This window comes from Pseudomonas sp. GW821-FHT02C04 (assembly GCF_059421845.1).
In genome coordinates this window covers 260889-279215 of sequence record NZ_JBWKVT010000001.1, presented here as the reverse complement: position 1 = coordinate 279215, position 18327 = coordinate 260889, and the positions used below count along the sequence as shown (strand labels likewise).

The window sequence follows — 18327 nt, the reverse complement described above, 5'->3', positions numbered from 1 at the left end:
CAGCAATCATGAACATTCTCTACGACGAGCAGGTCGACGGCGTCCTGCCGGACGTCGACAAAGCGGCGCTGTTGCAGGCACTGCACAACCATTGGCCGACGCTGGAAGTCCTGCACCAGCGCGAGGATCTCATCCCGTACGAATGCGACGGTTTGTCCGCCTACCGCACTGCGCCGTTGCTGGTGGTGCTGCCCCGGCATCTCGATGAGGTGCAGGGCGTTTTACGAATCTGTCATGAGAGAAACGTGCCGGTGGTGGCCCGGGGTGCCGGCACCGGGTTGTCCGGCGGCGCGTTGCCTCTGGAGAAAGGCGTGCTGCTGGTGATGGCGCGCTTCAACAACATCCTGCACATCGACCCGGCCGCCCGCACCGCGCGGGTTCAACCCGGGGTGCGCAATCTGGCGATTTCCCAGGCTGCAGCGCCGTTCGGTCTGTATTACGCGCCGGATCCGTCCTCGCAGATCGCCTGCTCCATCGGTGGCAATGTGGCGGAAAATGCTGGCGGCGTGCATTGCCTCAAGTACGGCCTGACCGTGCACAACCTGCTCAAGGTCGAGATCCTGACCGTCGAGGGCGAACACCTCACGCTCGGCTCCGATGCGCTCGATTCCCCCGGTTTCGATTTGTTGGCGCTGTTCACCGGTTCCGAAGGCCTGCTGGGCGTCATCACCGAAGTCACGGTCAAACTGCTGCCCAAACCTCAGACGGCCAAAGTCTTGCTGGCCGCATTCGATTCCGTGGAAAACGCCGGCCGCGCCGTGGCTGACATCATCGCCGCCGGGATCATTCCCGGAGGCCTGGAAATGATGGACAACCTGGCCATCCGCGCCGCCGAGGACTTCATCCACGCCGGTTACCCGGTGGACGCCGAAGCCATTTTGCTCTGTGAACTCGATGGCGTCGAAGCTGATGTCCACGATGACTGCATCCGCGTCCGCCAAGTGCTGGAACACGCCGGTGCGACCGAAGTGCGTCAGGCCAGGGACGAGGCCGAGCGCGTGCGTTTCTGGGCCGGGCGCAAGAATGCCTTCCCGGCCGTGGGGCGCTTGTCGCCGGACTATTACTGCATGGACGGCACCATCCCGCGCCGCGAGCTGCCCGGCGTGCTGCAAGCCATTGCGCAGTTGTCTGCCGAATACGGCTTGCGCGTGGCCAACGTGTTCCATGCCGGCGACGGCAACATGCACCCGTTGATTCTGTTCGACGCCAATCAACCCGGCGAGCTCGAACGCGCCGAAACCCTGGGAGGCAAAATCCTTGAGTTGTGCGTGAAGGTCGGCGGCAGCATCACCGGTGAGCACGGCGTGGGTCGGGAGAAAATCAACCAGATGTGCGCGCAGTTCAACAACGACGAGCTGACTCTGTTCCACGCCGTCAAAGCCGCGTTCGACCCCGGCGGGTTGCTCAATCCGGGCAAGAACATCCCTACGCTGCACCGCTGCGCCGAGTTCGGCGCCATGCATGTCCACGCCGGACAACTGCCCTTCCCCGAGCTGGAGCGTTTCTGATGGTCCGAGAAAAGGATGTCGACGACAGCGCCGCGCTGCTCGATCAGGTCAATCTGGCGTTGCAGGACGCCACACCGCTGCGGATTCAGGGCGCCAACAGCAAGGCGTTTCTGGGCCGCATCGTCGCCGGGGAAATCCTCGACACCCGCGCCCATCGCGGCATCGTCAGCTACGACCCGACCGAACTGGTGATCACCGCGCGTTGCGGCACTCCGCTGTCCGAGCTGCTTGAGGTGCTGGACGCTTCACAACAGATGTTGCCGTGCGAACCACCGGCCTTCGCCGAGGACGCGACGGTGGGCGGGATGATCGCCAGCGGACTGTCAGGCCCGCGGCGCCCGTGGTCGGGGTCGGTGCGGGATTTCGTACTCGGCACGCGGATCATCACCGGCCACGGCAAGCATCTGCGCTTTGGCGGTGAAGTCATGAAAAATGTAGCCGGTTATGACCTGTCGCGGCTGATGGCCGGCAGTTACGGCTCGCTGGGGGTGATCACCGAAGTCTCGCTCAAGGTCCTGCCCAAACCGCGTGAGTGCCTGAGCATCAGCCTGGAAATGGACAGCGAACGTGCCTTGCAGCGCCTGGCCGAATGGGGGCAGCAGCCCTTGCCGATCAGCGCCGCCTGCCACGACGGCCAGCGTCTGCACTTGCGTCTGGAGGGTGGCGAAGGCTCCGTGGCCGCAGCCCGTGATCGCCTCGGTGGCGAAATGCTCGATGGCGCTTATTGGGCAGATCTGAATGAACAGCGCCTGGATTTTTTTGATGAAGACCAGCCCCTGTGGCGCCTGTCGGTGCCGAACAACACCCCGCCGCTGGCCTTGCCCGGTGTACAAATGCTCGACTGGGGCGGCGCACAGCGTTGGCTCAAATCAGGGGCCGAGGCGGCACTGATTCACAAGGTGGTGTCGGCCGTCGGCGGGCATGCGACCTGCTACAGCCATGGATTGATTGACGCGCCGTTCCATCCACTGCCGCCCGCCCTCCTGCACTATCACCGCCGCCTCAAGCAACAGCTCGATCCTCAGGGTATCTTCAACCCCGGTCGCCTGTACGCGGAGCTTTGAGCCATGCAAACCACTCTCAGCGAAGAAGCCCGGCAACTGCCTCGCGCCGAAGAAGCCGAAAGCATCTTGCGCACTTGCGTGCACTGCGGCTTCTGTAATGCGACCTGCCCGACCTATCAGTTACTCGGCGATGAGCTCGACGGCCCACGGGGTCGCATCTACCTGATCAAACAGGTGCTGGAAGGTAACGAAGTCACCCGCAAGACCCAACTGCACCTGGATCGTTGCCTGTCCTGCCGCAATTGCGAAACCACCTGCCCCTCGGGCGTGGACTATCACAACCTGCTCGACATTGGCCGCGCCGTGGTTGATGCCGCTGTGCCGCGACCCATTGGTCAACGTGTGTTGCGGGCAGGTTTGCGTGGTGTGGCACCGAATCCCGGACTGTTCAAAGGACTGGTCAGCGCTGGCCAGATCTTCCGTGTGCTGTTGCCCAATACCCTGCAAGCCAAACTGCCGCGCAGCACCTCTGCAATCGCACCCCGCCCGGTAACCCGGCATGCCCGCCAGGTGCTGATGCTCGAAGGCTGCGTGCAACCGGGTTTGTCGCCCAACACCAACGCGGCGGCAGCACGGGTGCTGGATCGATTGGGGATCAGCATTACACCGACGCGAAATGCTGGCTGTTGTGGCGCCGTGGACTATCACCTCGACGCCCAGGCCTCCGGACTTGACCGCGCCCGCCAGAACATCGATGCGTGGTGGCCGGCCATCGAACAGGGCGCCGAAGCGATCGTGCAGACCGCCAGCGGTTGCGGCGCGTTCATCAAGGATTACGGACACCTGCTGTGCACCGATCCGGCCTATGCCGAAAAGGCGAAAACCGTGAGTGCGCTGGCGAAAGATCTGGTGGAAGTGCTGCGCGAGGAGCCGCTCGAATCCCTTGGCGTTCATGCCGATCAGCGCTTGGCGTTCCACTGCCCCTGTACCTTGCAACACGCACAGAAACTCGGCGGCGCAGTGGAATCGGTGCTGACCCGGCTGGGCTTCAACCTCACGACCGTGCCGGACGCCCATCTGTGCTGCGGCTCAGCGGGCACCTATTCGATAACCCAACCGGCGCTGGCCCGGCAACTGCGCGACCAAAAGCTCAACGCCCTGGAAAGCGACCATCCGGACATCATCGCCACCGCCAATATCGGCTGCCAGACCCACCTCGACGGCGCGGGACGTACGCAGGTCAAGCACTGGATCGAGCTGGTGGATGCCGGCTTGCCCTTGGTGACCGAGGCGTAGGATTGCTGGCGGCGGTCAAACGATGGGCGAAAAAAAACCGCCTTTGCGGGGCGGTTTTTCGGTAGGCCTCAGTTTGCGGCTGGGGCCTGTTTTGTCTCACGGACAGAACTGACGTGCCGGAATACTATTAATCTTTGTTCTTCGTTGCAACGTTATTTTGCGTGTATTGAATGACGTTATCCGACGACAAGGAAATTCCTGGCCGACGTTTACTACACCCGAACACGCTGACAGAAATAACGAATTACAAAACATACCGAATCTATATCCAGGATCCTCAAAATCCCGCCACAAGACAGGTTAATATGCCAGCGCTCACTCGTCAGTATGTCCATGAGGTTTGGCTGGAACCATAACGGTTTCATGCCCTTCGACACGGTTTTGCACCCGTGCCGGAATGAAGGCTCGGAGGGATCACAACCGGCCGCCTCATGGACAGAACTGACGTTTATGTCCGAAGGCACACATGATCCGGTAAGTGCGCTGGAGGTTTGGCCCCCGACCTGGAGGCCAAAACGTATGAAGCTTTTGCTGCGTACGCTGAGCCTCGTATGGAGATCGTTTCAAGCGTTTCGCTTTTACGAGTTCCTGCGAGACCACTTTGACAACCTGAAGTAACGGTTGTCGTTGCGGGAAAAAGCCCGTTTTGGCTTCGGCTGAAACGGGCTTTTTTTGTTTTTTAATACTGTCATTTATAGGATTTTTATAAAAGCACTCCCACTCAGCTGTAAGGCATTTCGCTGACACCTGTCATCCCGACATCCCCCTCACCGTCAGTTATGAGCTAATAGCCCCTTCATTAAACCGTCGCTGAAACGTTGTACTAGGATAGGATCCAATTTCCTGATTCGCTGTCGCCGGGCATGGAGCTGTTTTCCGGTGGTTCAGGAACACGAGTACCACACTGCAACTCATGGATGAACGACATGAACTCACAGCTGTTTCCTCACATTGGCAAGGTCATCGCCAGCACTGGCAGCCGACATTTCCCACGGATGCTGCACGACCTGATCCTGACCCAACTGGCCGTGGACGCCACGCACATCCGGCAGATGCGCGTGGAACCGGTCGGACGCGCACAGCCGCGCAGTGAGCCCGAATGCGTCAAGGAAGCATCCTTGCTGGCTGAAACGGTGTATTCCGAGTTGAGCACTCTGCCGAGTGCCAATGATTTGCCCACTCCCGAACCCTCGACAGTCACCGACGCCTCGCAATTGCACCTGACCCGGCGCAAGGACGGTTACCGCTATGTGATCTCGGTCTACCGTTGCGGCCCGTCAAAACGCTTCTCCGCCCACGAGCGCAGTTTGTTGCAGGACATTTCTCCGGTGCTACTGCCGATGGTCGAGAAACACATCAACGCCCTGCAACCGGCGAACACTGACGCCCAGGGACAATCTCAGGAACAATCGGATTCAACCCTGCTGGGCCTGGAAACCCTGCGCCTGCGCTTTTGCGAGCGCGTGGAGCAACTGGGGCTGAGCCTTTCGAACCGCGAGATGGAAGTGTGTGTCGGCCTGCTCGCCGGGCGCACCGCGCCAGAACTGGCCGAGCAGTTGCAACTGAAGGTCAACACCGTGGAGAGCTACCTCAAACGCGCCGCGATCAAACTGGGCATCAGCGGCCGTCACTCGCTGATGCGCTGGATGTACTCGCCAAAGGACTGCCCCGCAGCCTGCGGCCCATCGAACGCGGCCTGACGGTTCACTCGCCTGTAACGAAACCGCCCTCCTGCAAAGGACGGCGGTTTTTTTTGTGCCCGTTTCAATCCCGGGCCAACGCCTCGATCGGATCGAGCCGCGACGCATTGCGCGCCGGCACGAAGCCGAACACGATGCCGATCAGGGTCGAGCAAAGCACAGCGGTGAGCACCGAGGTCATCGAGAACACCATTTCCCACTCCTTGATGAACAGCGAAAACAGGTGGCCGATGGCGTAACTCAACGAGATACCGATGGCGCCACCCAGCAGGCAGACCATCACCGCCTCCACCAGAAACTGCTGGCGAATGTCCGACTGCCGCGCCCCAACCGCCATGCGGATGCCGATTTCACGGGTACGCTCGGTGACCGACACCAGCATGATGTTCATCACGCCGATGCCGCCCACCACCAGTGAAATCACCGCGATCAGCGACAGTAACAAGGCCAGTGAGCGGCTGGTTTTCTGCACGGTCTGCATCACGCTGTCGAGGTTGTTGGTGAAGAAATCCTTGGTGCCGTGGCGCTGCAGCATCAGTTTGTTGACGTTGTCTTCCACCACCTTGCTCGGCTGGCCGTCCTTGATCCGCACACTGATGCTGTCCAGGTAACGCTGGCCCAACAATCGGCCGGCTGCGGTTTCATAGGGCACCCAGACGTTGAGCGACTTGCTCGCCGAGAAGATGTTTTTGCTTTCCGCCGCCACGCCGATCACCGTACATGGCAGGTTACCGATCAGGATCACCTGCCCCAGCGGATCGACGCCCTCGCCGAACAACCGGTGGCGCGTGTTGTGATCAATCACCACCACTTGCGCCTGACGCCGTGCATCGCTTTCGCTGAACGGGATGCCCGCCTCCATCTTGATCCCGCGCACCTGAAAGTACAGATCGCTGACGCCGTTGACCTGCGCATCGAGGTCGATGTTGCGGTAACGCAGCAACAGATTGCGCCCAACCACTGGCGTGGCGCTGTCGACGTAGTAGAGCTGATTGAGTGCCGTCACGTCGGCGGGCACGAGGGTTTCGATGGCCGCCGAACGGCTGTCACCGAAACTGGTGCCGGAATAGATATCGATGGTGTTGCTGCCGATGGCCTGGATGTCTTTCAAGACATAACGCTTGGCCCCTTCGCCGATGGCCGAAATCGACACCACCGAGGTGATGCCGATGACGATCCCGAGCATGGTCAGCAAGGTGCGCATCCGATGGGAGATCAGTGCGACCCAGGCCATGTTGAACGCTTCCTTGAACAACCCGAGGCTGGCCACCAGACGCCGCGCCGCCGTGGATTTGGGCGGCACTGCGTCCTCATTGGTCAGCGCCGTGGTGTCGCGCTCGTTGCGGCGGTCGCTGAGGATTTCGCCGTCGCTGACTTCGATGATGCGCTCGGCGTTGGCCGCGACCTTGGGGTCGTGGGTCACCAGAATCACTGTGTGCCCGGCGGCGTGCAGCTCCAGCAGAATACGCATCACCTCTTTGCCGCTGGTGGTGTCGAGTGCGCCGGTCGGTTCATCGGCGAGGATCACTTCGCCGCCGTTCATCAAGGCCCGGGCGATACTGACGCGCTGCTGCTGACCGCCCGACAGTTGGCTCGGACGATGAGTCAGGTGCCCTTCCAGCCCCAGCCGTGCCAACAGCTCACGGGCCCGGGCATGACGCTGCGGTTCCGGCGTGCCGGCGTAGATCGCCGGCATTTCGACGTTGTGCATCGCACTCAGATGCGGCAGCAGGTGGTAGCGCTGGAAGATGAAACCGAAGTAATCACGGCGCAGTTCGGCCAGCGCCTGATTGTCCAGATCACGGGTTTCCCGGCCGTTGATCTTGTAGCTGCCGGCCGTGGCGTAGTCGAGGCAGCCGAGGAGGTTCATCAGGGTTGATTTGCCGGAGCCCGAGGCGCCGATGATCGCCACCATTTCCCCGGCATTGATCGTCAGGTCGATGTTCTTCAGCGCCAGAAATTCACGGTCGCCCGCGGTGAAACTGCGGCTGATGCCGGTCAGTTGCAGCAGAGGTTCGGTCATGCTCATGCCCCTGCCACTTTCGCCACCGGATCACCGATCACCACCCGGTCGCCTTCGGCCAGACCGTCGTTGACCTGCACCTTGACGTTGTTGTTGATCCCGGTCTGCACATTGCGCGACTGCGCCTGGCCCTTGGCATCCAGTACCCGCACCGGAAAACTGCCATCGTTGTTGCGCGGGCCCAACGCGGCCACCGGAATCGTCAACACCGATTTGGCGGTGTCGAGCACCACCCGCACCTGAGCCGTCATGGAAATGCGCAAGCGGTGATCGGGATTGGGCACGTCGAACAGCGCGTTGTAGAACACCGCCGTATTCTGTTTCGGTGTGCCGGCAGGCGGCGCTTCAAGGAAGTTCTGCGGCGCAGGGTCAGTGCCGCGCAGCTTGCCGTAGTAACGCTTGTCCTCACCCAGAATGGTGAAATACACCTCTTGCCCCGGCGCGATGTGAATGACGTCGGCCTCCGACACCTGAGCCTTGACGGTCATGGTGTCCAGATCCGCCAGTTTCAGCAGGACGGGCGCCAGTTGGCTGGCGATCACGGTCTGGCCTTCCTGAGTCACGATACCCACCACATCACCGTCGATGGGCGCGATGATCCGCGTGTAGGCCAGGTTGACCTTGGCGGTGTCGATTTGGATATGCGCGCTCTTGATCTGCGCATCCAGCGACAACAGATTGGCCTGCTGCACTTCGTAGTTCGATTGCGCGGTTTCGAAATCCTGCCGCGAGATCGAGGCGTCTTCCTGCAGATTCTGATAGCGCTCGTAGATTGCCTTGGTCTGCCGGAGCTGAGCCTGCGTTGCCCGGCGCTGAGCTTGCAGGTTTTCCTCGTCGACCTGCGCCTGACGCAGGGTGTTCTGCAGCACCAGCGGGTCGATTTCCGCCAGCCACTGGCCTTTCTTGACCTTGTCGCCGACCTTGACCTTGAGCGACTTCAACTGCCCCGAGACCTGGGCGCCGACGTCCACCTGCTTGATGCCTTCCAGCAAACCAGTGGCCAGCACCGCGTTTTCAATGTCACCGCGTTCGACCGTGGCGGTCAGGTATTGCGGTGCTTCGGCCGGCGCCTGCACCGTGTAGAACACCAACCCGGCCACCAGCGTCAACGCGATTCCCAGACCGACTTTGCGCAACTTCGACTGTTCCATAAATGACCACAATTCCGTTCAGGGATGAGCCCGGCCAATGGCCGGGTTCCAGGATAAAGACTTCAATCAGGACAACACTTGGCCAGCCGCCACCGTCAACCCGTCATGCCACCACGCCGCGAGACTGAAGACGTTGGGCGCCTTGAGAATCGTGAAATGGTTGCCGGGGCCGTACCACACCGCCAGATCCCTGGCTTCGCGCTGCCAGCCTTCGAGCATTGCAACCTGTTCGCGCTGGTTGCCCGACGCGTCCAGCGTCGGGTCGTCCACCAACGCCAGGCGCACCGGCCCGGTGTAGGCCAGAGCCGGTCGATAGATCGTGCGCAGCGCGGTGGCGAACGTGCGCACCGGGCCTTGCATCGCATCGGTTGACGCACGTTCAGACAGCACACTCGCGTGCACCATCCCGTCATGCAGCAGGCGCATTTGCGTGGTGTCGTCAGCTTCGGCGAAGGCCAGCGCATCGATGCCCAAAGACTTGCCGCTGGACAGTTGCAGAGACTCGATCAGTCGCAGCAGCGCTGCCGTGGTGGTGTAAGGCTTGCCCACCACGCTGTTGCCGCCCGGCGATTCGCTGTCGATCAGGGTCAGGGACGCCACCTCGCGCCCCGCAGCCTGCAACTGCGCCGCCATGGCGTAGGCCACCCAGCCACCGAACGAGTGCCCGATCAGATGCACCGGCCCTTGCGGGCACAACTGCTCAACCGCCCGTACGTAGAACGTGGCGGCACTCTCGACCCGACTGTGCGGCACGGTCGCGCCGTCGAGCCCTCGGGGTTGCAGCCCGTAAATCGGCCACTCCGGCCCCAGCGCCTCGGTCAGGTGGATGAACCCGGTGACACTGTCACCAGCCCCCGGCACACAGAAAATCGGCGCATGTCCGGTGTAACCGGTCTGCATCGTCAACAACGGCTGATACGCCCGGGATTCGACCACTGCCGATACCTGCAATGCCTGACTGAGCGCCTGACCGAGTACGTGCACATGCGGCGCCTGCATCATGCTCTGGTGATCGCCCGGCACGTCGATGCAATGCAGGAGCGTGGCCGACACTTCATCCGACCAGCCCAGAGTCGGGTGACGACGAGACAGCTCCGTCGGATGCTCCTGCGCCCGGAACAGGTGCAGCGGCAAGCCCAAGGGGTTGATCCGGTAATGCGCCAGCGCATGCCCGTGGGCGACCTCGCGGTCGAGGTAGTGCCACAGATCCTCCGGCGCAGCGGCGGCCATCTCCGGATGCAGCAATTGCTCCTCCCGGCAGCGCTGCAACAGCGACTGGAAGTCGATCTGCTCCAGCTCGGTCTGCAACACTGCGAGATGCGCCAGTGCGGCTTGCCCCGCGTCGCCAAGAGAGGCGCGGTACATCGTGCAATGCTGCAGCAACTGGCGCTTGTGCGCATGCTCGTCACTCCAGCGCGCCTTGCCCTGATCGGTCAGGCGCGGCACGAAACTGTCGATCAGGCCAACGAACGCCACCGTCTCATCCATGCCGAGCAACTGCATCGCCACTTCATAGGCCAGCACCCCGCCGAACGACCAGCCGGCCAGGCGATAAGGCCCTTGCGGCTGCACCGAACGGATGATGTCCACCATGCGTGCCGCCAGGCATTCCATGGTGCGCAGCGGTGCCTTGCCGAGCGGGATGCCCGGCAGACCGTAGATCGGGAAATCGCCGTCGATGTGCAGGCCCAGCGCCGGGAAGTACGCGTCCATCCCACTGAACTCATGGACCAGGAACAACGGCGTGTCTGCGCCACCGGACCGCACCACGACCAGCCCGTCATCCTGTTGCTCTGCGCCTGTGCGCTGGCCGAGCAACGTGCCGAGCGACTCGATGCTGGCATGCTGGAACAGCTCGGCCAACGTCACTTCCAGCCCGTTCTGTTGCATCAGGTTGACCAGACGAATCGCCAGCAACGAGTGCCCGCCCAGCTCGAAGAAGTTGTCGTGCCGGCCAATCTGTTCGACCGGCAACACTTCGGCCCACAGCTGCGCCAGGGTTTCCTCCAGCGGATTGGCCGGAGCCTCATAGGCGTGGCTGAGCAGCGCGTCCTGTGCCGGTACCGGCAGGGTTTTGCGGTCGACCTTGCCGTTGTTGTTCAGCGGCAAGGCGTCGAGTAGCACCCAGGCCGAGGGCACCATGTATTCCGGCAGGCGTGCCTGCAATTGGCTGCGCAGGCTCGTACTGTCGACACCCTCTTCGGCCGTGAAGTAGGCGACCAGACGCAACGGCTCTTGACCGTCCTGACGGGCCAGCACGATGGCTTCCTTGACCCCTTCACAATTCAGCAGGCGGTTTTCGATTTCCCCGAGTTCGATACGGAAACCGCGGATCTTCACCTGATCGTCGTTGCGACCGATGCATTCCAGTTGTCCCGGCGCCAACCAGCGTGCGAGGTCGCCGGTACGGTACAGCAACGCTCCCGGTTGATCGCCGAACGGGTCTTGCAGGAATTTCTCGGCGGTCAGGTCCGGGCGATTCAAATAGCCCAGCGCCACGCCCTGGCCGCCGATGTACAACTCGCCGGTCACGCCCATCGGCACGGGTTGCTGACGAGCGTCGAGTACATAGACCTGGGTGTTGGAGATCGGGCCGCCAATTGGCACGCTGTCGGCGGTTTCCGACACTTCGCGCACTTCAAACGTCGTGGCGTACGTGGTGGTTTCGGTCGGACCGTAGCAGTGGACGATTCGCAGGTTTGGCGCCTCGGCCAGCAAGCGGCGGAAGGCCACCGGATCAGCGCGTTCGCCGCCGCACAACACCATGCGCAGGCCTTTGAGGGCCTCGGGGATCAGTTGCACGTACTGGTTGAACAGTGCGGTGGTGACGAACAGGATCGTCGCACCAGTGTTGGCCAGCTCACGTCCGAACGCGAGTGGATCGAGCAAAGTCGCGTGATCAATCACTACCACTCGCCCACCGTTGAGCAGCGGCCCCCAGACGTCCATGGTGCTGGCGTCGAACGCCGGGTTGGAGGCGAATGCCACGCGGTCCTGCGCATTGAAATCCGCATAACCGTTGTTGATCACCAACCGGCCAATCGCCCGATGCGGCACCATCACACCCTTCGGCGTGCCGGTGGAGCCGGAGGTGTACATGATGTAGGCCAAGGATTCGGACAACTGCGGCAGGTCCGGATTGTGCGTCGGTTGCGCATCGAGCTTCAGCACATCCAGATCGATCCGGCGCACAGCGTAATCAACCGTTTCAGTGCTCAAGGTCAGCAGCGCTTTCGCCCCGCAGTCTTCAACCATGAACGCCTGACGCTCGGCCGGCGCGTTGATGTCCAGCGGCACATACGCCGCCGCGCACTTGCCGATGGCCAGTTGCGCGATCAGCAGATCCAGCGAGCGTGGCAGCAGGATCGCCACGTGATCGCCCGGTTGCACACCTTGGCCAATCAAATGGTGAGCCAGGCGATTGGCCCGCTCATTCAGCTCTTCATAGGTCAACGCCGCGCGGCCATGCACCGCTGCAACGGCTTGCGGATGCTTCGCCGCTTGCTGTTCGAACAGACGATGAACCGTCAGCGTCGCCGGGTAATCCCGTTGAGTGGCGTTGAACTCGACCAGCAGTTGCCGCCGCTCATCCCGCGGCAGGATCGACAACTGATCAATGCCCAGTTGCGGCGTCCGCTCCAGCGCTTGCAACAAGCTGTCGACCGCAAGATCCATGTAGTCGCAGATCCGCTCGGCGTCGATCCCGGCCATGGTCAACGCGGTCAGGCTGAAGCCTTCGCCCAGGTCATCGACGCTCAGGCTCAGGCGGTAGTTGCTGTGTTCTTCGGCATTGAGCAACTGCATGCCCTGCCATGCCGCCACGACTTCGTCGGACGGCGTGCCCCCGCCGCCACTGTGGCGGTAATTGAACAACGCATTGAACAGCGGCGACCCCGGGGCCATGGCGCTGCAGCGTTGCACCAGCGCCAGCGGCGCGTGTTCATGATGCAGCAGGCGGTTCAAGCGCTGATGGGTCGCCAGCGCGGCTTCTTTCACCGATTGCCCGTCCAGATCGATGCGCAGCGGCAGCGTGTTGATGAACACGCCCAGCGCCCGTTCGGCACCTTCACCACCGTGCAACCGGCCGAGCATGACGGTGCCGAACACCACGTTTTCACGCCCCGACAGTTGCCCCAGCACGCTGGCCCAGGCCAGGTGCATCAGGCTGGCGGCGCTGATGCCCAGGCGCCTGGCCTTGGCCCTGACCCGCTGGCTCAGCGCGGTATTCAGCAGCCGCTGCGCATGCCCGTTGCCGCTGTCCGCAACAGAGCCCTGGCCATACGGCAGGGTCGGCTCGTCGATATCGCCGAGCATGTCGCGGAAGAACGTCTCATGCTCCTCCTCGCTCAGCCCCGAACGCGTGCGGGCGACATAGGTGCGATACGGCACCGGTTCGGCCAGTTGCCGCACCTGGCCGAGCAGGACTGCCTGCATTTCGTGGCGCAGCACCTCGAGCGCAATGTGGTCCATGACCAGGTGATGGAACAGCAGCAGAGCCACCACGCGCCGATTGACCGCGTCCCAGCCGTGCACCACCCGCATCAATGGCGCCTGTGTGACGGCCATGCGGTATTGCCGAGTATCGAACCGGCTGCGCAACTGATCGAGTGCATCAGTTGCGCCAGCATCCAGCTCCACCGTTTCACACACCAGCGACGCCTGACGCCAGACCACTTGCACCGGCTCTTGCAGACCGTCCCAGAACAGCGACGTGCGCAGGATGTCATGGCGTTCGATCACGGCCTGCAAGGCTTCGGCAAACACCCTCAGGCGTGACTCATTGGCAAAGGCGAACTGCGCCTGCAACACATACGGATCACCCTGGGGCGCCGACAAGTGATGGAACAGAATGCCGGCCTGCAACGGCGCCAACGGATAAATGTCCTGCACGTTGGCCGCGCCGCCGGGAATGCTGGCGACGATGCGGTCAATGGCGGGCTGATCCAGTGCAACCAGTGGCAGCATGTCCGGGGTGATGTGTTTGCAGTCCGGTGCAATCCGGTTGGCCGGGATTTCACTCTCCGTCTCATCACCGACCGCAGCAGCCAGTGCGGCGAGCGTCGGCTGACTGAACAGAACGCGCACATCAGCCGTCAGCCCGACGTGGCGCATTCGCGCCACAAGGTTGACTGCCATCAGCGAGTGCCCCCCCAGTTCGAAGAAGTTGTCGTGGCGCCCTACTCGCTCCACCTTGAGCAGTTCGGCCCACAACCCTGCGAGGAGAATTTCCACCTCGCCGACTGGTGCTTCGTAATCGCGGGTAATCACTGAAGCCTGATCCGGCGCCGGCAGGGCCTTGCGGTCGAGCTTGCCGTTGGGGCTCAGCGGCAGCGCCTCCAGATGCACGAACACTGCGGGCACCATGTAATCCGGCAGGTGCTCCAGCAGTTGACTGCGCAGCAGGTCGATTTCCAGACGGGCGCCGGTGTAGTAGGCGACGAGGCGCTTGTCTCCCGGCACGTCTTCGCGGGCCAGCACCGCGGCTTCCTGCACACCGCCGATGTCGGTCAGGCGTGACTGGATTTCGCCCAGTTCGATGCGCAGGCCGCGGATCTTCACCTGATCGTCGTTACGGCCCAGGTATTCGATGTTGCCGTCGGCCAGGTAACGGGCGACGTCGCCGGTGCGGTACATGCGACCCTTGGGCTGGAACGGGTCGTTGAGGAACCGCTCGGCGCTGAGTTCAGGACGGTTCAGGTAACCGCGAGCAACCTGCACGCCGCCGATGTACAACTCGCCGACCACGCCTTGCGGCACCGGTTGTTGCTGGGCATCGAGGATGTACATGCGGGTGTTGGCGATCGGTTTACCGATTGGCGTGTTGTCCGGGGTTTGCTCCAGCGGACCAGAGCAATCCCACGCGGTAACGTCCACTGCCGCTTCGGTCGGGCCGTACAGGTTGTGCAAGCCGCTGCCCGGTAATTGCTGCTTGAAGCGCCGCACCAGACTGCCCGGCAACGCTTCACCGCTGCACATCACCTGACGCAAACCATTGCAACGCGCGGTGTCGCCATGGGCGAGGAACACGTCGAGCATCGACGGCACGAAGTGCAACGTGGTGATGCGTTCGCGTTCGATTACTTCGCTGAGGTACAGCGGATCCTTGTGACCGCCGGGACGGGCCATGACCAGTCGCGCGCCGGTCATCAACGGCCAGAAGAATTCCCACACCGAGACGTCGAAGCTGAACGGCGTCTTTTGCAGCACTGAATCTTCAGCCGTCAGGCGATAGGCGTCCTGCATCCACAGTAGACGGTTGACCACCCCGGAATGCTCGTTGATCACGCCCTTCGGCTGGCCAGTTGAGCCGGAGGTGTAGATCACATACGCCGTATGCTGCGGGGTCAGATCATCGACGGAAGGGCTATCCGCCGACAACGATTGCCAGGTGTCGTGATCCAGATCGACCACCGGCACCGCCACCTCACCCAGCAACCCTCGAGTCGAGCCCTGCACCAGCACTGCCAACGGTGCGCTGTCCTCCAGCATGTAAGCCAGACGTTCCAGCGGATACGCCGGATCCAGCGGCACATAACCGCCGCCAGCCTTCAGAATCGCCAGCAACCCGACCACCATCTCCAGCCCCCGCTCGACGCAGATCGCCACCCGCGCATCCGGGCCAACGCCCAGTCCGCGCAAGTGATGCGCCAAACGGTTGGCCCGAGCGTTCAGCTCGGCATAGCTCAGCCGCTGTTCGCCTGAGAGCACCGCCACAGCCTGCGGCGTGCGCAAGGCCTGCGCTTCGAACAGACCGTGGATGCTCTGCTCCAGATCGTAATCAACGTCGGTGGCATTGAAGTCATGCAGCAAGTGCCGACGCTCATCCTCCGCCAGCACATCGACCTGCTCCAGCAACACCTGATCGTTGCCGACCATGGTTTGCAGCAGTTGCAGCAAGTAACCGGCATAACGCTGGATCGTCGATTCATCGAACAGCGCCGTAGCGTATTCCAGCGAACCCCGGATCACGCCTTGCGCCTCGCCCAACGTCAGCGACAGGTCAAACTTGGCGAAATGGCTCGGCTCGGCCACGCCTTCCAGCGTCAGGTCACCGAGAGCCAGCGTCGCACCGCTGCCACTGTCCCAGCTCAGCAACGTCTGGAACAACGGGCTGTGAGACAGGCTACGCACCGGCCGGGTGATTTCCACCACCTGTTCGAACGGCAGATCCTGATGGGCCTGCGCCTCCAGCGTGCACGCCTTCACCCGCGCCAGCAGGGCTTCGACGCTGAGCGCACCCGAGATCTCGATGCGCACGGCGAGCGTGTTGACGAACAGCCCGATCAGCCCTTCGATTTCTGCCCGGTTACGGTTGGCGACGGGCGAACCGATCACTACGTCCGATTGGCCGGACAAGCGACCGAGCAACATCGCCCACGCACTCATCACCGCCATGTACGGCGTCACGCCGTGGCGTTGGCACAACGCCTTGAGCCCTGCGCTCAAACGCTCATCCAGCCGGATGTCAACACTGCTGCCGGCGTAGTCCTGCTGGGCCGGGCGTGGACGATCGGTCGGCAACATCAACAAGGCCGGCGCACCGGCCAGGGTCTGCTGCCAGTAGTCGCTCTGACGCTGCAAGACTTCGCCGCTCAACCAGCGACGCTGCCACACGGCGTAATCGGTGTATTGCAACGCCAACGGCGGTAGCGGATCGGCCTCACCATGGCTGAACGCCTGATACAGCGCCATCAGTTCGCGGGTCAGGACGCCCATCGACCAGCCATCGGAGATGATGTGGTGCAGGGTCAGCAGCAACACATGATGATCATCGGCCAGTCGCACCAGACGCCCGCGAATCAACGGATCGTCCTGCAAATCGAACGGCCCCGAGGCTTCACCCTGAATCAGTGCGAGCAAGGCGTCATCGGCCTGCGGGTGGTGGCGCAAATCTTCGACCCGCAGCAGCACACCGCTGTCGAGCGGCGCGATCAGCACCTGGGCTTCATTGTTGAACTGGGCGAAGCGGCTGCGCAGGGTTTCGTGACGCTCAACGATCCGCGCCAGTGCCTGTTGCAGGGCCGCTTCGTCGAGGCGACCGCGCAGGCGCAGACCGAGGGGAATGTTGTAGGCAGTGTTGGCACCTTCCAGTTGCGCCATGAACCACAACCGTTGCTGGGCGAACGACAACGGCAGCGCGCCGTCACGTGGCGCCCGCATGATCGCCGGTTGCGTGCAGCGTCCGGCCTGGGCCAGCACCTCGGCTACAGCGGCGAGTTCAGCATTGGCGAACAGCTCGGCGAGCGTCAGTTCCACCCCCAGCCGCTGGCGCACCTGAGACAGCATGCGCATGGCCAGCAGCGAGTGGCCGCCCAGCTCGAAAAAGTGATCCTGACGTCCGACCTGCTCGACCTGCAGCACTTCGGCCCAGATCTGCGCCAGCGTGGTTTCCAGTTCACCTTGCGGCGCTTGATAGTCGCGGGTGAACAAGGCGCTGCGATCCGGCATTGGCAAGGCCTTGCGGTCAACCTTGCCGTTGGCGGTCAGCGGCAGCGCGTCGAGTCTGACGAAGGCCGCCGGCACCATGTATTCCGGCAACTGAGTCAACAGGTGCGCCCGCAGTTCGGCCACGGCCAACGGTTCGACCTGTGCCTGCTCGGTGAAATACGCCACCAGCCGCACCTGGCCGGGTTCGTCTTCGCGGGCCACCAGCACCGCTTCCTGAATACCAAGTAGCTGGTTCAGTCGGGTTTCGATTTCGCCGAGTTCGACGCGAACGCCACGGATTTTCACCTGATCATCGTTGCGCCCCAGGTACTCGATGGAGCCGTCGGCGCGCCAGCGCGCCAGGTCACCCGTGCGGTACATCCGGCCGTGGTTGAACGGGTCACGCAGGAAGCGTTCTTCGGTCAGATCCGCACGATTCAGATAACCCCGGGCCACACCGGCGCCACCCACATAAAGCTCACCCGCCACGCCGACCGGCACCGGGCGGTGCTGTTCATCGAGCAGGTACACCGTCGCGTTGGCGATCGGTTTGCCGATGTGCAGCGCCTGCCCCGCTTCGACGATGCCCGAGGTGGCCACCACTGTCGCCTCGGTCGGGCCGTAGTTGTTGACCACATCGAACGACTGATTGCGGTTGAACTGACGCAAGCGGTCGCCGCCGATCAGCAGCGTGCGCAGGGTCGGGTGTTCGAGGTTCTGGCTGAAGGCGTATTCGGCCACCGGCGTGGGCAGGAAGCTCACGTCCAGCGGTTGCGCGCGCCACCAGTCGAGTAGCGCATCCACGTCTTCGCTGCCGTCGCGGGCCGGTGCCAGGTACAGGGTCGCGCCGGCACACAAGGCCGGCCAGACTTCCCAGGCCATGGCGTCGAAGCCGAAGCCCGCGAGGCTCGAGGTGTGGCGCCCAGCGCGCAGGTCGAACGCCTTGCAATGCCAATCGACGAGGTTGCTCAGGGTGTGGTGTTCGACCATCACGCCTTTGGGCAAACCGGTGGAGCCCGAGGTGTAGATGACGTAGGCCAGGTGTTCGCTGGTCATGCCAGGCACCTGCGGATTGCCGGTCTCGTTGTCCGGCCAGGTACGCAAATCCAGATCGATCACCGGTACATCAAGCGCCGGCAAGCGTTCACGCAAATCACTCAGGCACAGCACCGCCACGGGCGCACTGTCGCTCAGCAGATAGTGCAAACGCTCCGCCGG

7 protein-coding genes (1 of these 7 cut by a window edge) are annotated in these 18327 nt (G+C 62.7%); 4 read left to right on the top strand and 3 right to left on the bottom strand.

The window, feature by feature from the left end; all coding sequences use genetic code 11:
• Window positions 1–8 precede the first annotated feature (8 nt).
• From glcD to AC07VV_RS01165, 4 genes are all read left to right on the top strand, one after another.
• Window positions 9–1508 carry a glycolate oxidase subunit GlcD gene (gene glcD, locus AC07VV_RS01180; protein ID WP_495034916.1) on the top strand — a complete coding sequence of 500 codons (1500 nt, stop codon included), beginning with the start codon at window positions 9–11 and terminating at the stop codon, window positions 1506–1508.
• Window positions 1508–2572: a glycolate oxidase subunit GlcE gene (gene glcE, locus AC07VV_RS01175; protein WP_495034915.1), complete on the top strand. Its 1065-nt coding sequence runs from the start codon at window positions 1508–1510 to the stop codon at window positions 2570–2572. The genes glcD and glcE overlap by 1 nt, the downstream gene beginning before the upstream one ends.
• Window positions 2573–2575: 3 nt before the next feature.
• The gene (gene glcF / locus AC07VV_RS01170) at window positions 2576–3808 is read left to right on the top strand and encodes a glycolate oxidase subunit GlcF (RefSeq protein WP_495034914.1); all 1233 of its coding nucleotides are present in this window, start codon (window positions 2576–2578) and stop codon (window positions 3806–3808) included.
• 926 nt (window positions 3809–4734) lie between these two features.
• Complete coding sequence (locus AC07VV_RS01165; protein WP_493091718.1) at window positions 4735–5508, top strand: helix-turn-helix transcriptional regulator; 774 nt, start codon at window positions 4735–4737, stop codon at window positions 5506–5508.
• A gap of 64 nt (window positions 5509–5572) precedes the next feature.
• On the opposite strand, the gene AC07VV_RS01160 is transcribed toward AC07VV_RS01165, so the two are convergent.
• The 3 genes from AC07VV_RS01160 to AC07VV_RS01150 all read right to left on the bottom strand — a co-directional run.
• Complete coding sequence (locus tag AC07VV_RS01160; protein WP_495034913.1) at window positions 5573–7531, bottom strand: MacB family efflux pump subunit; 1959 nt, start codon at window positions 7529–7531, stop codon at window positions 5573–5575.
• Between the two features lie 2 nt (window positions 7532–7533).
• Entirely contained in the window at window positions 7534–8682 is a 1149-nt protein-coding gene (macA, locus tag AC07VV_RS01155; RefSeq protein WP_495034912.1) for a macrolide transporter subunit MacA, read from the bottom strand.
• A 66-nt stretch (window positions 8683–8748) separates the two neighbouring features.
• Window positions 8749–18327: the 3' portion of an amino acid adenylation domain-containing protein gene (locus AC07VV_RS01150; RefSeq protein ID WP_495034911.1), read on the bottom strand. It continues 5070 nt past the right edge of the window; the window shows 9579 of its 14649 coding nt (coding positions 5071–14649); the start codon falls outside the window, past its right edge — the gene reads right to left on this strand; its stop codon occupies window positions 8749–8751.